Source organism: Dorea ammoniilytica, assembly GCF_025567415.1.
Classification (GTDB): Bacteria; Bacillota; Clostridia; order Lachnospirales; family Lachnospiraceae; genus Claveliimonas; species Claveliimonas ammoniilytica.
This window is the reverse complement of sequence record NZ_JAOQJV010000006.1, coordinates 20,984-38,308: the sequence shown is the minus strand read 5'-3', so window position 1 is coordinate 38,308 and position 17,325 is coordinate 20,984. Positions and strand designations below refer to the sequence as shown.

General features: G+C 45.5%; 14 protein-coding genes. 6 read left to right on the top strand and 8 right to left on the bottom strand.

Annotated features, from left to right (window positions below; genetic code table 11):
• Positions 1-3 precede the first annotated feature (3 nt).
• From hisC to OCV65_RS06435, 4 genes are all read left to right on the top strand, one after another.
• Positions 4-1,062, top strand: a complete 1,059-nt coding sequence (gene hisC, locus OCV65_RS06450; RefSeq protein WP_118382677.1) for a histidinol-phosphate transaminase — start codon at positions 4-6, stop codon at positions 1,060-1,062.
• A gap of 2 nt (positions 1,063-1,064) precedes the next feature.
• The gene (locus OCV65_RS06445; RefSeq protein WP_262581378.1) at positions 1,065-1,577 is read left to right on the top strand and encodes a COG2426 family protein; all 513 of its coding nucleotides are present in this window, start codon (positions 1,065-1,067) and stop codon (positions 1,575-1,577) included.
• Between the two features lie 4 nt (positions 1,578-1,581).
• On the top strand, positions 1,582-2,940 hold the full coding sequence (locus tag OCV65_RS06440) for an MATE family efflux transporter (RefSeq protein WP_262581377.1): 1,359 nt from the start codon (positions 1,582-1,584) through the stop codon (positions 2,938-2,940).
• Positions 2,941-3,073: 133 nt separating this feature from the next.
• Complete coding sequence (locus OCV65_RS06435; protein ID WP_262581376.1) at positions 3,074-3,325, top strand: hypothetical protein; 252 nt, start codon at positions 3,074-3,076, stop codon at positions 3,323-3,325.
• A gap of 72 nt (positions 3,326-3,397) precedes the next feature.
• Here OCV65_RS06435 and OCV65_RS06430 read toward each other — a convergent pair whose 3' ends face one another.
• The 8 genes from OCV65_RS06430 to OCV65_RS06395 form a co-directional block, all read right to left on the bottom strand.
• The gene (locus OCV65_RS06430) at positions 3,398-3,673 is read right to left on the bottom strand and encodes an HPr family phosphocarrier protein (protein WP_262581375.1); all 276 of its coding nucleotides are present in this window, start codon (positions 3,671-3,673) and stop codon (positions 3,398-3,400) included.
• A 22-nt stretch (positions 3,674-3,695) separates the two neighbouring features.
• The gene (locus tag OCV65_RS06425) at positions 3,696-4,646 is read right to left on the bottom strand and encodes a sugar-binding transcriptional regulator (protein ID WP_262581374.1); all 951 of its coding nucleotides are present in this window, start codon (positions 4,644-4,646) and stop codon (positions 3,696-3,698) included.
• A 12-nt stretch (positions 4,647-4,658) separates the two neighbouring features.
• Positions 4,659-5,723: a flavodoxin-dependent (E)-4-hydroxy-3-methylbut-2-enyl-diphosphate synthase gene (gene ispG, locus OCV65_RS06420; protein ID WP_118453397.1), complete on the bottom strand. Its 1,065-nt coding sequence runs from the start codon at positions 5,721-5,723 to the stop codon at positions 4,659-4,661.
• Positions 5,724-5,982: 259 nt separating this feature from the next.
• A complete protein-coding gene (locus OCV65_RS06415; protein WP_262581373.1) occupies positions 5,983-6,672 on the bottom strand; it encodes an MgtC/SapB family protein in 690 nt (229 codons plus the stop codon).
• Between the two features lie 14 nt (positions 6,673-6,686).
• Complete coding sequence (locus OCV65_RS06410) at positions 6,687-7,448, bottom strand: MBL fold metallo-hydrolase (protein ID WP_118382671.1); 762 nt, start codon at positions 7,446-7,448, stop codon at positions 6,687-6,689.
• Positions 7,441-8,511: an ABC transporter ATP-binding protein gene (locus OCV65_RS06405; protein ID WP_262581372.1), complete on the bottom strand. Its 1,071-nt coding sequence runs from the start codon at positions 8,509-8,511 to the stop codon at positions 7,441-7,443. Before OCV65_RS06405 ends, OCV65_RS06410 begins: the two co-directional genes overlap by 8 nt.
• 22 nt (positions 8,512-8,533) lie before the next feature.
• Entirely contained in the window at positions 8,534-10,234 is a 1,701-nt protein-coding gene (locus OCV65_RS06400) for an ABC transporter permease (RefSeq protein ID WP_262581371.1), read from the bottom strand.
• 162 nt (positions 10,235-10,396) lie between these two features.
• Positions 10,397-11,464, bottom strand: a complete 1,068-nt coding sequence (locus OCV65_RS06395) for an extracellular solute-binding protein (RefSeq protein ID WP_262581370.1) — start codon at positions 11,462-11,464, stop codon at positions 10,397-10,399.
• A gap of 221 nt (positions 11,465-11,685) precedes the next feature.
• Here OCV65_RS06395 and OCV65_RS06390 point away from each other — a divergent pair, with 221 nt between their 5' ends.
• Positions 11,686-12,573, top strand: a complete 888-nt coding sequence (locus OCV65_RS06390) for a PHP domain-containing protein (protein ID WP_262581369.1) — start codon at positions 11,686-11,688, stop codon at positions 12,571-12,573.
• A gap of 222 nt (positions 12,574-12,795) precedes the next feature.
• Positions 12,796-17,319, top strand: a complete 4,524-nt coding sequence (gltB, locus tag OCV65_RS06385; RefSeq protein WP_262581368.1) for a glutamate synthase large subunit — start codon at positions 12,796-12,798, stop codon at positions 17,317-17,319.
• Positions 17,320-17,325: the final 6 nt, after the last annotated feature.

Genomic DNA, 17,325 nt, shown 5'->3' with positions numbered 1-17,325 from the left:
ATTATGAAAGCATTTGAGAAGAATATACGAAAGGTAGAGCCGTACGTGCCGGGCGAGCAGCCTGGCCGTAGGGTGATCAAATTGAATACCAATGAGAATCCGTATCCGCCGGCACCGGGCGTGCAGAAGGCAATGGAACAGATCAGTCCGGATAAGCTCCGGATGTATCCGGATCCGACAGCCAGTGTGCTGGTAGACAGCCTGGCAGAGTATTATGGCGTGAATAAAGATCAGGTATTTGTTGGCGTGGGATCAGATGATGTACTGTCGATGTGTTTCCTGACGTTTTTTAATTCCGAGAAACCAATCCTGTTCCCGGACATTACCTATTCTTTCTACAAGGTGTGGGCAGATCTCTACCGGATTCCGTATATCTGTCCGAAGCTTATGGATGATTTCCGCATTCGCAAGGAAGACTATTATCAGGAGAATGGCGGCGTCATATTTCCGAATCCGAATGCACCGACCGGAATCTATGAGGGTCTTGAGTTTGTAGAAGATATCATTGCGCACAATCAGGATGTGATCGTGATTGTAGATGAGGCATATATTGACTTTGCAGGAAAGTCTGCACTGGAACTGATCGATAAGTACGAGAATCTGATCGTGGTACAGACCTTTTCCAAATCCCGCTCTATGGCAGGAATGCGTATTGGATATGCCATCAGTAATCCGACGCTGATCAAATATCTGAATGATGCCAAATATTCATTTAATTCCTATACTATGAATCAGGCGGCGCTGGTATGTGGCGCGGAAGCTGTGAAGGATAAGGTATATTTTGAGGAGACCGTTCAGAAGATCGTAGAGACGAGAGCATGGTCTGTGGAACAATTCAAAGAACTGGGATTTAAATGCTTGGATTCGCAGGCAAACTTCATATTTGTGATGCATCCGGAATATGATGCGAAAGAGATGTTTGAGGCATTGAAGAAAGAAGACATCTATGTAAGATTCTGGGGCAGTGAGCGCATTGAACAGTATATGCGTGTGACTGTGGGCACCAGAGAAGAGATGGAGGCTTTATTCGCTTTCCTGAGAAGATATATTAAAGGAGAATAATTATGACAGAGACACTTGTGCAGGGGATTATCCATGCATTGAGCGGCACATTGAGCAAAGAGGCAATTGTATTTGTGATCTCAATGATCCCGATTCTGGAGCTCCGAGGAGCGCTTCTGGTGGCAGGACCTGTGCTTGGTGTACCGGTAGCAAAGGCAATTCCGCTTTGTGTGCTTGGCAATATCATACCGGTGCCATTCATTCTGCTTCTGATCACACCAATCTTTACCTGGCTCAAAGGCACGAAGACTTTCAAACCGATGGTACACAGACTGGAAGCACGTGCCATGAGTAAGAGTGACCAGATTGAGAAATACGAATTCTGGGGACTGGTACTCTTTGTAGGAATTCCGCTTCCGGGTACAGGGGCATGGACAGGATCACTGATCGCAGCACTTCTGGGTGTGAAGTTCCGCAAAGCATTTCCGGCAGTTGTGCTTGGAATCTGTATGGCGACAGTGATTATGTGGTTTATTTCATATGTACTTTTAGGCGGTGTACATTTACTGGGGTAATCAAATGAAAAAGAAGAAAGAGACGATTGATCTGACCAAGGGATCAGTTGCGAAGGGGATCGTTGCATTTACGATTCCTTTAATTTTCGGACAACTATTACAACAATTATATAATATGGCAGATGCCTGGGTAGTCGGTAACTTTGCGGACAATACGGCATTTGCAGCGGTAAGCACATCGGGAAGCCTCGTCTTTCTGGTGGTAGGAATGTTTAATGGTATTGCTATCGGAGGAGGAGTGGTAATATCCCGCTATGTGGGAGCTGAGGATGAGAAAAATATCGAGAGATCGATCCATACCAATATCCTGTTCGGTATCATTGCATCGGTGTTGATGACGGCGATTGGGTTGATCTTTGCTCCACAGATTCTGAATATGATGGATGTGCCGGAGAATGTGCTGCCACAGTCGCTGACCTATTTTAAGATTTATTTCGCAGGCAGTACGACGATCATCATGTATAACATTTTCATGTCCATTATGCGGGCACTTGGAGACAGTGTGCGGCCGATGTATTATCTGGCGATCTGTTCTGCTGTGAATGTGGTGTTGGATCTGATCTTTGTGGCAGTCTTTCACTGGGGCGTGGCAGGAGCGGCTATCGCAACGGTGATCGCACAGGGCTTAAGTGCTGTACTCTGTATATTAAGGATGAGGAAGAATCAGGGATGCACAAGGGTCAGCATTAAGAAGCTGAAATATCATGCGAATATCATGGGAGATGTGATTCGTCAGGGACTTCCGGCTGGTATCCAGAATTCAGTTATCAGCATTGGTAATCTGGTAGTACAGACCAATATCAATTCCTTTGGAGAATATGCCATGTCGGGCGCAGGATCGCATTCAAAAGTGGAAGGCTTTGTATTTATCCCGATCATGGCGATGTCTTTAACGATGTCTACGTTCATCAGCCAGAATCTGGGTGCAAAGGAGTACGAACGCGCGAAGAAGGGAGCAGTCTTTGGTATCGTAAGCTGTGCCGTGATCGCTGCGGTGATCGGTATCGTAGAATACATCTATGCACCATGGCTGGTAGGGATATTTGCCAAGGCACCGAAAGCGGCTGAATTTGGCGTGATACAGGAGCGGACAGTGTGTCTGTTCTATTTTCTGCTTGCGTTCTCACACAGCGCAACAGGTGTGCTGAGAGGCTGCGGCAAGTCTGTGATACCTATGGCAACGATGCTTGGCTTCTGGTGCGGGTTCCGTATTGTGTATGTGACGATCGCAATCCGTATTGTTCCGGTATTTAAGACTATTTGTTGGGCATATCCGATCACATGGTCACTGAGCAGTCTGGTATTTCTGCTGTTCTTGTTAAAGACAGACTGGACGCACAGTTATGAGAAGATTACAGTGTGATAGAAGGATTAACATTTGCATGCCTAATTTAACTTAAACTTAACAGAGTGATACATGGAGATTTAACCATGGATTGTTATACTACCCTCAGAAAGCGAAAAGAGATAACTCGCAGAAAGAGGGTAGTTTTATTATGAAAAAACTATGGAAATTACTGGCAGCAAATTGTGGGAAAAAATATACAGCAGCATTGTTCCGCGGAGTGTTTACATTTATCTGTGTGGCAGTTGTGGCACTGCCTGTGATGATGTTTGGACTCAGTGTTTCCTGGGATTTATCAGAATGTCTGTGGTCAGCATTTCTGACAGGAGGTTATGCGGGCGTAGCCGGATACCTGATTTCAATTTTTTATGAATTGAATCATGTGAAGCGAGAAGCAGAGTAAGAAGAGAATATGGGATAAAGAAAGATCACACAATGAGGGTGCATTGTGTGATCTTATATGTCTTTAAGAATATTATTCTGCCTGATCTAATGTCTTAAGGCATTCTATAAGGGCTTCAACCGCTTCTTTCTCGTCCGGTCCGTCAGCAGAAAGGATGATCTCGTCATTCTGCGCAAGACACAGTGCAAGGACGAATACGACGGATTTAGCATTTGCCTTTTTCATGGAATCATCCGCGCGCTCTACGAATACATGAGAAGAAAACTGACTGGCTGTGTGGGTAAATACACTGGCTGCACGGCCATGAATTCCTAATGGGTTAACGACTTTCGCTTTCTTTGTATACATATCATTGCCCTCCAATATTCAATTAATCATTTAATCTGGTCAGTGCCTCTCCGCACTGAGCATCCGTAACTAATACGTTAATATAGCCTCCCTTTATGGCACCCCGTATGGCTTCTGCCTTCCGTACACCGTTAGCAATACCGATGACATAAGGGACTTTTTTTAATTTGTTCAGATTCACACCGACGATCTGTTTATTATACGGGAAGCGATCAGTTTGCCCTTCCTTATCGAAGAGATGCATACAGATATCTCCGCATACCTGGTCTTTGACTGCCTGCTGTTTCATTTCGTCCGAATAGTATCCGCTTCGGAAAGCGGAAGAGGTGTTGTCTGCTGTACCAATACCGACTAGAGCTACATTCAGATGATCATAAGCGTTCATGATCTGTCTGATGCTGTCTTCTTTCATAAGAGTACGTTTGGTCTGTACATGAGAGACAACCGCAGGGACATACAGATGTTGCCCTTCCCCACAGAAGGCTTTTGACAGGTGGTCTACGACGTGATTCGCATCCAGTGTGTAATCTACATTACCGGTTCCGCCTAGAAGCGGGATAAATGTGAGATTCTGAAACTGTCTGGGAGCATATGGTGCAATGTAACGGATTGTTGTACCCATGCCTACGCCGATGATATCATTGTCCTTCAATATGGACTTCAGATAACCTGCTGCGGCTTTTCCCAGAACATCTTTTTGCTGATTGGTGGTGCTTACAGTGTCTGCAATAATGACTTCCTGCAGATGGTACGTCTTTTCCAGTTTCTGCTCCAGTTCAGAATAACGCCGTTCCTGCGGATCGGAGATCGTGATCTCTACGATTCGCTTTAGTTTGGCGCTTTTTAGAAGTCTGGCAACGGTAGGTCTGGAGATGTCCATAATCTTAGCAATGTCACTCTGACTCATATCACGATTGTAATAGAGATCGCATACACGCAGCATCATACGCTCGTTATCAACAATTTTTCTCATAAATATATTTCGCTAGATCCTTTCTTCCTCCCAGTGGTCCAGCTCATCTTTGAGGGCAGCTAACAGCTGATCTTCCGGCATCTTTCGGAGTATCTTGCCTTTTTTAAACAGAAGTCCTTCACCGCATCCGCCGGCTACGCCGAGATCTGCTTCTCTGGCTTCTCCGGGACCGTTGACTACACAACCCATAACGGCAACTCTGAGATCCAGATCATACTGAGCTACCAGCTTTTCTACCTGGTTGGCAAGTGTGATCAGATCGATCTGTGTACGTCCGCAGGTCGGGCAGGAGATGACCTCAATACCGGCCTTTCTGAGTCCTAAGGCAGCCAGGATCTTCTTGGCTGTATTGATCTCTTCGACACGTTCTCCGGTCAGGGATACACGAACCGTATTACCGATGCCCTGATACAGGATAGCACCCAGTCCGACGCTGGACTTAATAATGCCTCCACCCAGAGGACCTGATTCAGTGATTCCTACATGGAGAGGATAATCTGTTTTCTGTACCATCAGCTCGTAAGCTCTGATGCACATCATGACATCCGATGACTTGATGCTGACGATGATATCTTTTAATCCGTATTGTTCTACAATGTGGATCTTGTCGAGGGCACTTTCTACCAGTCCCTCAGCAGTTACGCCGCCGTATTTTTGAACCAGGTGCTTTTCCAGAGAACCGCTGTTGACACCGATACGGATCGGTACATGATATTCAATCGCTTTCTCTACGACTGCCTGGATACGTTCCGGTGCTCCGATATTGCCGGGATTGATTCGGATCTTATCTGCTCCATTCTCGATTGCTGCGATAGCAAGTCGATAATCAAAGTGGATATCTGCCACAAGAGGAATATTAATTTGTTTCTTGATTTCCGAAATAGCTCTGGCTGCTTCCATATCCGGTACAGCACAGCGGATGATCTCGCATCCGGCAGCAGCAAGTTCATTGATCTGCTTTACCGTTGCGGCTACATCCTGCGTTCTGGTATTTGTCATAGACTGAATGGAAATAGGAGCGTCACCACCGACTGGGACATTGCCCACCATTACCTGTCTTGTTTTGTTTCTATACATAGCTTTTTCCTCCAATAACAGCCTGTAAATCCTTGTGTTTCTTCTATAATATATCTGTCATTTGTTATCTGTGCTTTTTAAATATGCGCAAAAACATACAGTTTCTATTATAGTACAACATAGGATGCTTGTAAATGGAAAACCTTGTTACTTTTTCGGGTGATTCCAACGGAAAAGCTGTGAAAACTGACAAACACAGGACATTTCATTTGCGGAAATAAAGTAGTATCCTATTTATAAAGTTCAGGTTGCGGTATGATCAGAGTTCTTCGAATTTAACCACTGGTATATGGAATGCTAACTCGTCTAACAGGTGGGAAGCGTCAAAATTACGCCCGACCAGAAGAGAGAGGCGAACCTCCAGATGCCCTTTGGAAGCACCCTGTGGTGCGTCGTTGATGGTAATATTTGCGACTTTGATACCGCATAGCTTTATGGTTTTGAGAAGGTACGGGATATCATCGGACTTCTCAATTTCAATCAGGAGTTCCATTCCTACCAGAGTAGAAGTGCGGCCTTCTACTTTGTGTAGCACGATCAATACGATCAGCATGGTTACAGTGGCGAGAAATCCGCCTTCGAAGTATCCGCAGCCAAATGCAAGACCGACACATGCCATGGTCCATAGTCCGGCGGCTGTAGTAAGACCGGTTACACGTTTGCCGTTGGCAAGGATCGTGCCGGCACCGAGAAAACCAATGCCGTTGATAACCTGTGCGCCAAGTCTTGCAGGATCAGCATTGGGATTGATCATAGTAACCAGGTACTGATCGACACACATGACAATACATGCGCCGAGTGCTACCAGAATATGCGTACGAAATCCGGCGGCTCTTCCTTCCAGACCACGTTCATAACCGATCAGTCCTGCGGAAATACAGGTGAACAGGACGCGCAGTGCAATGGACAGGAATGAAAAGTCCCGGATAGGGTCAAATAGTTTCAGCATCAGCTTGCCTCCTGTCAGATGATAAATTCTGAACGGATATCCGGAGTGTAGATCTCGCCGTTGTATGCGGAACCTGCGCGGATCCGCATGAATGGGATATCGCCGTCACTTGGCAGATGGTAGAGACACAGCTCTTTGACATTGCCGTTGGCAGCGGTCTGACCTGCTTCGATATCGGTCATGTGACCGGCACCGATGGTGTGTCTGGTTCCCATGGAAATGGTTGCTTCACAGATCAAAAGGTCAGCACCTTTGATGAAATCTGTGTGTGACGGATCATATGTGGTATCCGTATAATATACGATCGTTTTACCATTTTTCTCAATGCGAAATGCATAGCATTCGATCGTATGATTGACCTTCTTGACGGTAATGTCTGCGCCTGCCATATGTATCTTCATGCCGTCTTCCAGTATGTGGGTATCGCAGAATGGATATTGTACTGCATCCCACATAGTTTCCGGAGTCTTTGGCGCATAGACCTGTGGCTTGTTGGAACGAAGACCTACACGCAGCGCATAGTTGATAGCGTAATACAGGCATCCGACATCTCCCATGTGGTCATAATGAAGATGGGAGAGAAGTACCCCCTGGAACTGATCGGTCAGATTGGCGTGCTCAAAATATTTGGATAACACACCGCCGCCACAGTCTAACAGGAACTTACCTTCGCTCGTAGTGACAAGCACGCCGCAGGTGGCACCGCCCGGTTGTGGAAATGCGCCCCACCAGCCTAAGATATTGATCTTAAATGTAAAATTATTAAAATTACTCATCTAACCACACCGCCTTTGTAATATCTACTGCGATGTCTGCTCCTTCTGGCTGGATAAAGCTTACATCGGTCAGGAGACGGAACATCTCACATCCTGGAGCTTCCAGATAGTATTCGATCTGACTGCCCTGATACAGAGCGCGTCGGATATGCGCTTTTAATGGAGAGGCTTCGTTTGGAGCCATGTGATGAGTTCGCACAGCTACAAATCCCTGCTCATTTTTAGAATCTACATATGGTACTTTCAACGGATAACATCCGGCTACCATGACGTCCATCATGCCATCGCTGTCACGGACAGCATCCGCCTTTTTCGTGGCTGGCAGAATGTTGGCAGATCCGATGAAACGTGCCACAAATGTATTGACCGGTTCTTCATAGAGTTCATAAGGAGAAGCAAATTGTTCCAGAACTCCCTTTCTCACGACTGCTACACGGTCTGACATGGTCATGGCCTCAATCTGATCATGTGTTACGTTGATAATGGTAATGTGCTGGGTGCGCTGGATCTCTTTGATCTCACCGCGCATTTCTTCACGGAGTGCTGCATCCAGATTGGAGAGTGGTTCATCCAGAAGAAGAAGCTTTGGCTTCATGACCAGTGCACGGGCAAGGGCAACACGCTGCTGCTGTCCGCCGGACAGCTCGTGAGCCATGCGGTTCTCCAGTCCTTCCAAGTGTACAACCTTCAATACACGCATGACCTCACTTTTAATCTCGTCTTTGCTGACCTTGCGAAGTTTTAGCGGATATGCTACATTATCAAATACTTTCATATGTGGCCATACGGCATATGACTGGAATACCATGCCGATATTACGCTTCTCAGGAGCAATCGGAGCTATGCGGTTCTCAACATCAACCAACAGTTTATCGTCCAGATAGATCTGTCCACCGGTAGGCTCGATGAATCCTGCAATCATGCGGAGGATTGTCGTTTTACCACAACCGGATGGGCCGACGATGGTCAGAAGCTGACTGTCATCCACTTCGATATTTACTTTATTAACAACAGTATGGTCCCCATAGGACTTTGTAAGATTGCGAATAGATAATTTTCCCATTATTCAGTACCTCCTTTTTGTATCAGTCTTTATCAGTCTGGCTGTTAACCAGAAGATTGATAAAGACAACCAGAATAATCAGTATAATAGCAATTGCTGCAGTTAAAAGAATACGTCCTTCTTCTTTGGCGGAGAATACAATAGTTCCGATGGTCTCATTACCTACTGACCACAGCAGGCTTGAAAGTGACAGCTCGGAGATGGTAGGTGCTACTACCAGGAAGAAGGAACTGATCAAACTGCTCTTTAATAAAGGAAGCATGACATCCTTAAATGCCCGGAGCTGTGATGCTCCGGAGATCCGGGCAGCTTCTTCCAGAGAGGTGTCTACCTGACTGATGGCACCGGATATATTGTTGTAGCCCAGATTCATAAACCTGGCAATATAAGCAATCAATAAGATCCAGATTGTGTTATAAAGTCTCACGCCTGCAATAGGCTGTGAAAATGCAAGGATCATGGACAGTGCAATGATGACACCAGGTACTGCATAAGGAAGTACAACGGTCATCTGCATGAATTTCACGCCCTTTACACCACGGATACCGCCGCGAATGCTGATATAAGCAATGATCATAGTAACGATCGTAATCACAAGACTGGAGGTAACAGACAGGAACAGACTGTTCTTAAATGCCCTTGCTACATTCTGAATCTGTAGCATTTGTGCAAAGTTCTGGAATGTCATATTTTCCGGACCAAAAGGAAGACCGTAGGTCTTGGTCAGAGATGTGATCAGCGTTGCAAGGATTGGTGCACAGGTTGTGAACAGGAAGAAGATTACCAGGATTGCAAAGAGGATCCAACGAGGTCCCTTGTTCAACTTGGTAGGTTCTACCGCTGCACTTTTACCGCTTACAACAACGAACTTATTAGTTGCAAGGACTCTGTTGTATACCCACAGACCGACCAGTCCAAAGAGGGATAAGAACAGAGAATATGCGGATGCAACCTGAAGGTTGTTTGCAATCGTTGAGTTGTTGATCATGTAATATATCTGAGTGGTCATCAGGTGGATCTGATTCGGGGCACCTAATACAGAGGATACACCGAAGTCCGCCAGAATGAACATAAATGTCAATAACATGGCACCCATAATAGAAGGGGTGATCAGTGGGAGCGTAATGTCACGCAGGGTGCGCCATGGAGAGGCACCGGAGATACGTGCTGCTTCCTCAACAGAAGCGGAGATACGCTTCATGGTAGGTAATACTACGATAAAAGATACCGCATAACGGTACATGGACATGATAAAGATCATGCCGCCCAGACTGTAGATATTCATTGGAGCCTGCTCAAATCCGAAAGTGTTCATTAAAAATTTGTTGAAATATCCTACCGGTCCCAAAAGAAATGTCCATGCAATCGCCCCGATAAAAGGAGGGATAAAGTAAGGAATCGACAGGAGTCTTTTCCAGTATTTCACGCCGGGAACATTGGTGCGGACAACTACCCATGATAAAAATACACCGATGATGGTGGAAAATATGGTAGCAGGAATTACTACGATAAACGAGTTTTTCATACTCCGCAGAATACCTGGATCTGAGAATACGGTAACATAGTTATCAAGGCCATATCCGTCACCTACCTTCAAACTGTTCAGTATCAGACGGATAGAAGGATAGATAACAGACAGTGCAAGAAAAGCTACGACTACCCACCAGATGATCGTAGGCGCGAGAGAACCGCGCGAAGAATTGGAGCCGTTTTTCTTAAACATGGTATCACGTCCTTTCTTAAAAATATTGGTTAAATAATGCTTTTGTCCATTTATGAGCAAGCTCATGTGGATGAAAGATCTTAGACCCTGGCATTATATAAAAACAGCAGGAACCGGCAAAAGCGCGGCTCCTGCTGTCGAAGTTACTTCTATAGCGGTGTGCTATTGTGCTCCGAAAATGCTTGTGAACTTTTCAAGCATAGAGCCTGAGTTCTCTCTCATGTAGTTAACGTCCATCGGTAATACTTTGATATCATCGATAGTCGGTACTTCTGTTCCTTCAGCAGCTTCGCTGATCATTGGAACATAGCCCTGCTGTACAAACAGCTTCTGCGTCTCGATGTCGAACATATAGTCAACAAATGCTTCAGCAGCAGCTTTGTCTTCATCAGACATATTGTCCATCAGACAGAGTGGTGTAGGAATCAGTACAGATCCGGATTCCGGATATACGTAATCGATCGGAGAACCTTCGTTCTTGGAATTACGTGGCAGGTAGTCAACGATAACAGCACCTTTGTACTCGCCGGATGCTACCTTAGTGAGGAGGGTACCATTAGACTGCTCCATCTTGACATCGTTGTCAGCAAGCTTCTGATACCAGTCCCATCCAACTGTGGATTCGTTGTCCGGTTCTACATGAACAGAAAGTGTTGTCATAGCTCCACCGGAGTATGCAGGATTTGCAATTGCAAGAGATCCTTTGTAGTCATCAGATGTAACATCGTCCCAATCCTTAGGAGCTTTGTCAATCTGTGTGGTGTTGTAAGCCAGTACAGAGTAGATCGCGCGTACTTCATGACCCATACCGTCATTGTACTTATAAGTATCCGGAAGATCCTTCGCACTCTCAGGAGAGTAGTGGTAGATCAGACCCTGATCGTCCAGGTCATACATATAACCCAGGTCTGCAAACCACAGAACGTTAGCATCTGTACTGCCAGCATCCAGCTCGGTAGATAGCTTGGTCTTTACATCACCGGTACCAGAACGGAACAGTTCGTATGTAACGCCAGGATTCTTAGATACGAAATCATCTAACATCTCAGTAACCAGATCCTGAGGCTCTGATGTGTAAATAACCAGGTGTCCTTTCAATTCGTCATTTGTCGCTTCGTCGCTGCTTTCTTTTTTGTCGGTGTCAGCAGATTTGTCATCACTGCCGGATGCACAGCCGATCAGTCCGAGTGTCAGCATCAAACATACTAAAAGTGACAGAAATTTTTTCATAGTGAACCTCCTCTCAGTTCGCTCTTAAAAAAAGAGTTGATGTTTGCAAATGTAAAAAACCCGTTGCAAATTTATTGATTACATTTTTACAATAACATGAAATGCATGCTATGTAAAGGGTAAAACGTGTAAAAATGAGTTAAAAATAAGTAAAATGAGAAATACTTGCAAAACACTGAGAAACAGGGTAGACTAGGAGATGAAAGGGGTGATGGAACACTATGAAGATAGTAGATCTGCATACTCACACAACCGCGTCGGATGGCTCATATACGCCGACAGAGCTTGTTAAATACGCAAAGCAAAAGGGACTTAGCGCGATTGCGATTACAGACCATGACACCGTAGCAGGAGTGGAAGAAGCTTCTATGGAAGGTGAGGAACTGGGGATTCGGGTGATCCCTGGAGCGGAGCTCAGCACCCGCGTAGATGACTGCGATGTACACATGACTTCGCTTTTTATCAATTGTAAAAATAAACGACTAATTAAGCGACTGGATGATATGGCTGCAAGCCGTCAGGAACGTAATTATAAGATGGTAGATAAGCTTCATGAAGCGGGCTTTCAGATAGACAGAAGAGATCTGGATGCACTTGGAGAGGGGAAAATCTTGGCGAGAGGGCATATTGCCCAGATTCTGATTGCAAGAGGATATGCCACAGAACTCAAAGAAGCACTGCGCAAGTATCTGTCCAAGGGCACACCGGGATATGTACAAAAGGAAGTCCTGTCACCGGAAGAGTGTATTCAATTAGTTCATGATGCGGGAGGACTGATCTTTGTAGCACATCTGCATCAGATCGATCCGCAGGATCCGGAACACTGTAAGGATGTGGCGAGACGTCTGATACGCATGGGAGCGGACGGACTGGAGACCCAGTACTGTGAGTTTGATGATGAATGGCGTCAGGCAACAGAGCAGATTGCGCAGGAATGCGGATGCCTGAGGTCTGGTGGAAGTGATTTCCATGGAGCTATGAAGAAGGGTCTGGATCTCGCCTGTGGATATGGTGATCTGCAAGTTCCATATACATTTCTGGAGGCCATGGATGCGGAATTAGCACGAAGAAAAAATGAAAGACATGTAATTAAAACTTGCAAAAATTAAACAAAATGTTAAAAACAATCAAGAAAAATGAATTGATACTTTTTAACTAATTCATTTCATAAAACTAAAAATGGCGAAACAGGATTGACCTGAGCAGATGTTTCCTATATAATGAATCCCAATCGAACATGTGCATCACAAAGGCGTGCTGTAGATACTGCAAAGAGCAGTGTCTCAGTGCGCCTTTTTGTATCTGGATAAATCAGAAAGGGGAATGCTTATATGAGTGGATTTGCAAGTAAAGGTCTGTACAGACCGCAATTTGAACATGATAACTGCGGAATCGGCGCGATCGTTAATATCAAAGGAGAAAAATCTCACAAAACCGTTGAGAATGCGCTGGAGATCGTTGAGAATTTGGAGCACAGAGCCGGTAAGGATGCAGAAGGCAAGACCGGAGATGGTGTTGGTATTCTGTCACAGGTTTCACACCGTTTCTTCTCAAAGGTCTGTAAACCGTTAGGAATCCGTCTGGACGGAGAACGGGATTACGGTGTAGGTATGTTTTTCTTCCCACAGGATGAGTTGAAGCGAAATCAGGCAAAGAAGATTTTTGAAGTCATTACCGAAAAAGAAGGTCTGGAATTTCTGGGATGGAGAAAAGTGCCGATCCGTTCCGAAGTGCTTGGCAAGAAAGCACTGGAATGTATGCCGTGCATTGAACAGGCATTTATCCGCCGTCCATCTCAGATTGCCAGGGGTCTGGATTTTGACCGTCGTCTGTATGTGGTAAGAAAGGTATTTGAGCAGAGTAATGATACCTATGTATGCTCTCTGTCCAGCCGTACTATCGTATACAAAGGTATGTTCTTAGTCGGACAGCTTCGTCTGTTCTTTGAAGATCTGCAGGATCCGGATTTTGAATCCGCGATTGCAATTGTGCATTCCCGTTTCAGTACGAATACCAATCCTAGCTGGGAGCGTGCACATCCGAACCGCTTTATTGTACATAATGGTGAGATCAATACGATCCGGGGCAATGTGGATAAGATGCGTGCAAGGGAAGAGACGATGGAATCACCATATCTGAAAGGTGAGATGCTGAAGGTACTTCCGGCTATCGATAATACAGGTTCAGATTCTGCAATGCTGGATAATACATTGGAATTCATGGTAATGAATGGTATGGAACTGCCGCTTGCAGTCATGATCTCTATTCCGGAACCATGGGCGAATAACCGCAGCATGCCACAGAATCAAAAAGACTTTTATCAGTATTATGCGACAATGATGGAGCCATGGGATGGTCCGGCATCCATCCTGTTTTCAGATGGAGACTGTATGGGAGCAGTGCTTGACCGTAATGGTCTGCGCCCATCACGTTACTATATTATGGATGATGACACATTGATTCTGTCATCAGAAGTAGGCGTACTTCCATTAGATCCGGCACGTATTGTGGTAAAAGAACGTCTGCATCCTGGTAAAATGCTGTTAGTGGATACGGTAAAAGGCCGCGTGATCGACGATCAGGAACTGAAGAATATGTATGCCGACAGAGAACCATATGGTGAATGGCTGGATGGAGCACTGATCGAATTAAAGGATTTGAAGATTCCGAATGAATCAGTCCAGACCTATACCAAAGAAGAGTGCAAGCGTCTGCAGAAAGCATTTGGTTACACCTATGAAGATGTACGGACAACAATCCTGCCTATGGCAGTAAAAGGTGGAGAAGGCATTTCTTCCATGGGTATTGATGTGCCGCTGGCGGTATTGTCTGATAAGAGACAGCCGTTATTTGGTTATTTTAAGCAGTTATTCGCACAGGTAACCAATCCGCCAATCGATGCGATACGTGAGAAAGTGGTAACTTCTACTACCGTATATCTTGGAAAAGATGGTAATCTGCTGGAAGAAAAAGCAGAGAACTGCAGGATGCTTAAGGTGAATAATCCAATTCTTACAGATACGGATCTCCTGAAGATTAAGACAATGAAGCAGGATGGCTATCAGGTAGCTGTGATTCCGACTACTTATTATAAAAACTCAAATCTGGAAACCATGATGGACTATCTGTTTGTACAGGTAGATAAGGCAATTAATGAAGGAGCGAACATTTTAATCCTGTCTGACAGAGGAGTGGATGAATTTCATGTGGCAATTCCGTCACTGCTTGCAGTATCCGGGGTACAGCAGCATCTGGTAAGAACCAAGAAACGTACTGCGGTAGGAATCATTATTGAAACCGGTGAACCGAAGGCTGTACATGAATTCGCGACCCTTCTCGGTTACGGAGCCTGTGCGGTGAACCCATATCTGGCATACGCGAGCATCCATCAGCTGATTGAGGATGATATGCTTCAGAAGGATTACTATGCGGCAGTAGAAGCATACAGTAACGGTATACTGGCGGGGATTGTTAAGATTGCATCTAAGATGGGTATTTCTACCATTCAGTCTTATCAGGGTGCCAAGATATTTGAAGCATTGGGTTTGAAACAGTCCTTTATTGATAAATATTTTACCGATACAGTTAGCCGTGTTGGCGGTATTGGTATCGAGGAGATTGCAGAAGATTATGCAAAAATGCATGCGGAAGCCTTTGATCTGTTGGGCTATGATTCTGATATGACGCTGGACAGCATAGGTCAGCACAAGAGTAAAAGCCAGGGTGAGCAGCATCTGTATAATCCTAAGACAATCCATCTGCTGCAGCAGTCTACACAGACAGGCAATTATGAACTGTTCCGGGAATATACGGAACTGGTCAATGAAGAGGGTGCCGGAATTAATCTGCGAGGACAGTTTGAATTTAACTTCCCGGAGAAAGGCGTGCCAATCGAAGAAGTAGAATCTGTAGACGAGATCGTGACAAGATTTAAGACAGGAGCCATGTCCTATGGATCTATCTCAAAGGAAGCTCATGAGACGATGGCACTTGCCATGAACAGTCTGCATGGTAAATCCAACAGTGGTGAAGGTGGAGAAGAAATCGAACGACTGGATTCTGACCGCTGTTCTGCCATCAAACAGATCGCATCCGGACGTTTTGGTGTCACCAGCCGTTATCTGGTAAGTGCAAAAGAAATCCAGATTAAGATGGCGCAGGGAGCAAAACCAGGTGAAGGTGGACATCTGCCAGCCGGAAAGGTCTATCCTTGGATTGCTAAGACCAGACATTCAACCCCTGGTGTAGGTCTGATCTCACCGCCGCCGCATCATGATATTTATTCGATTGAAGATCTGGCACAGCTGATCTATGATTGTAAGAATGCGAACAAGGACGCACGTATTTCGGTCAAATTAGTATCTGAGGCGGGAGTCGGAACAATTGCCGCAGGTGTAGCAAAGGCAGGAGCAGGACTGATCCTTATCTCTGGATATGACGGCGGTACAGGAGCGGCACCGGGAAGTTCAATCCATAATGCGGGACTTCCGTGGGAACTCGGACTTGCGGAGACGCATCAGACACTGCTGCAGAATGGCCTGCGTGATCGTGTACGCATCGAGACAGATGGAAAATTAATGAGTGGTCGTGATGTGGCAATCGCAGCAATCCTTGGAGCAGAGGAATTCGGTTTCGCCACGGCACCATTGGTAACTATGGGATGTGTGATGATGAGAGTCTGCAATCTGGATACCTGTCCGGTTGGTATCGCAACCCAGAATCCGGAACTTCGTAAACGTTTCCGTGGAAAGCCGGAATATGTGGTGAACTTTATGCGGTTTATTGCACAGAATTTAAGAGAATATATGGCAAAACTCGGCGTACATACGATTGATGAACTGGTAGGAAGAACAGATCTGCTGCGTGTAAAAGAACATCCGAAGTCCAGACATGCGTCTACACTGGATCTGTCCGGTATTCTGAGACAGGACTATGCAGGATCAGCAGAACAGACCTTTAACCCGGCGAAGAAGTTTGACTTTGAACTGGAGAAGACACTGGATGAGAAGGTGCTGTTGAAAGAACTTGGCAAGGCACTGGAGAAGAAGCAGAAGAAGAGTATCCATGTAAAGGTATCCAATGTAAACCGTACCTTTGGTACAATCTTTGGTTCGGAGATTACCAGACATTATCCGGAAGGACTGCCGGAGGATCATTTTGTGATCCACTGTGAAGGTGCCGGAGGACAGAGCTTTGGTGCATTTATCCCGAAGGGTCTGACACTGGAACTGACCGGTGACAGCAATGACTATTTCGGAAAAGGTCTGTCCGGTGGTAAGCTTGTGGTATTCCCACCGAAGGAAGTTACCTATCGCCACAATGAAAATATGATCATCGGTAATGTAGCACTTTATGGTGCAACAGATGGTAAGGCATTTATCAACGGACTCGCCGGCGAACGTTTCTGTGTCCGTAATTCGGGTGCAATGGCGGTCGCAGAAGGTGTCGGAGATCACGGCTGTGAATACATGACCGGTGGACGTGTCGCAATCCTTGGACCTGTCGGCAAGAACTTCGCAGCAGGTATGAGTGGCGGTATCGCGTATGTGCTGGATCAAGATAATACGCTTTACCGTAAGATTAATAAAGGTATGGTAAATATGGTGCATGTCACTTCTAAATATGACATTCTGGAACTGCAGGGCATGATCGAAGAACATGTGAAGCATACAGGTTCCGAGATCGGACAGGAGATATTAGATCATTTTGAAGAATATCTGCCGAAATTTAAAAAGGTCATCCCGTTTGACTATGAGAAGATGCAGACCTTCGTGCTTCAGATGGAAGAGAAAGGTCTAAGCAGCGAACAGGCAAAGATCGAAGCATTTTATGCGATCAAGAACGGAAAGGAATAGGAGGGG

Coding starts and splice junctions, on each gene's coding strand:
- OCV65_RS06410 (WP_118382671.1), bottom strand. CDS start 7,448: ATGAGTAATTTTAATAATTTTACATTTAAGATCAATATCTTAGGCTGG.
- OCV65_RS06390 (WP_262581369.1), top strand. CDS start 11,686: ATGAAGATAGTAGATCTGCATACTCACACAACCGCGTCGGATGGCTCA.
- OCV65_RS06425 (WP_262581374.1), bottom strand. CDS start 4,646: ATGAGAAAAATTGTTGATAACGAGCGTATGATGCTGCGTGTATGCGAT.
- OCV65_RS06415 (WP_262581373.1), bottom strand. CDS start 6,672: ATGCTGAAACTATTTGACCCTATCCGGGACTTTTCATTCCTGTCCATT.
- gltB (WP_262581368.1), top strand. CDS start 12,796: ATGAGTGGATTTGCAAGTAAAGGTCTGTACAGACCGCAATTTGAACAT.
- OCV65_RS06400 (WP_262581371.1), bottom strand. CDS start 10,234: ATGTTTAAGAAAAACGGCTCCAATTCTTCGCGCGGTTCTCTCGCGCCT.
- OCV65_RS06405 (WP_262581372.1), bottom strand. CDS start 8,511: ATGGGAAAATTATCTATTCGCAATCTTACAAAGTCCTATGGGGACCAT.
- ispG (WP_118453397.1), bottom strand. CDS start 5,723: ATGTATAGAAACAAAACAAGACAGGTAATGGTGGGCAATGTCCCAGTC.
- OCV65_RS06445 (WP_262581378.1), top strand. CDS start 1,065: ATGACAGAGACACTTGTGCAGGGGATTATCCATGCATTGAGCGGCACA.
- hisC (WP_118382677.1), top strand. CDS start 4: ATGAAAGCATTTGAGAAGAATATACGAAAGGTAGAGCCGTACGTGCCG.
- OCV65_RS06430 (WP_262581375.1), bottom strand. CDS start 3,673: ATGTATACAAAGAAAGCGAAAGTCGTTAACCCATTAGGAATTCATGGC.
- OCV65_RS06440 (WP_262581377.1), top strand. CDS start 1,582: ATGAAAAAGAAGAAAGAGACGATTGATCTGACCAAGGGATCAGTTGCG.
- OCV65_RS06395 (WP_262581370.1), bottom strand. CDS start 11,464: ATGAAAAAATTTCTGTCACTTTTAGTATGTTTGATGCTGACACTCGGA.
- OCV65_RS06435 (WP_262581376.1), top strand. CDS start 3,074: ATGAAAAAACTATGGAAATTACTGGCAGCAAATTGTGGGAAAAAATAT.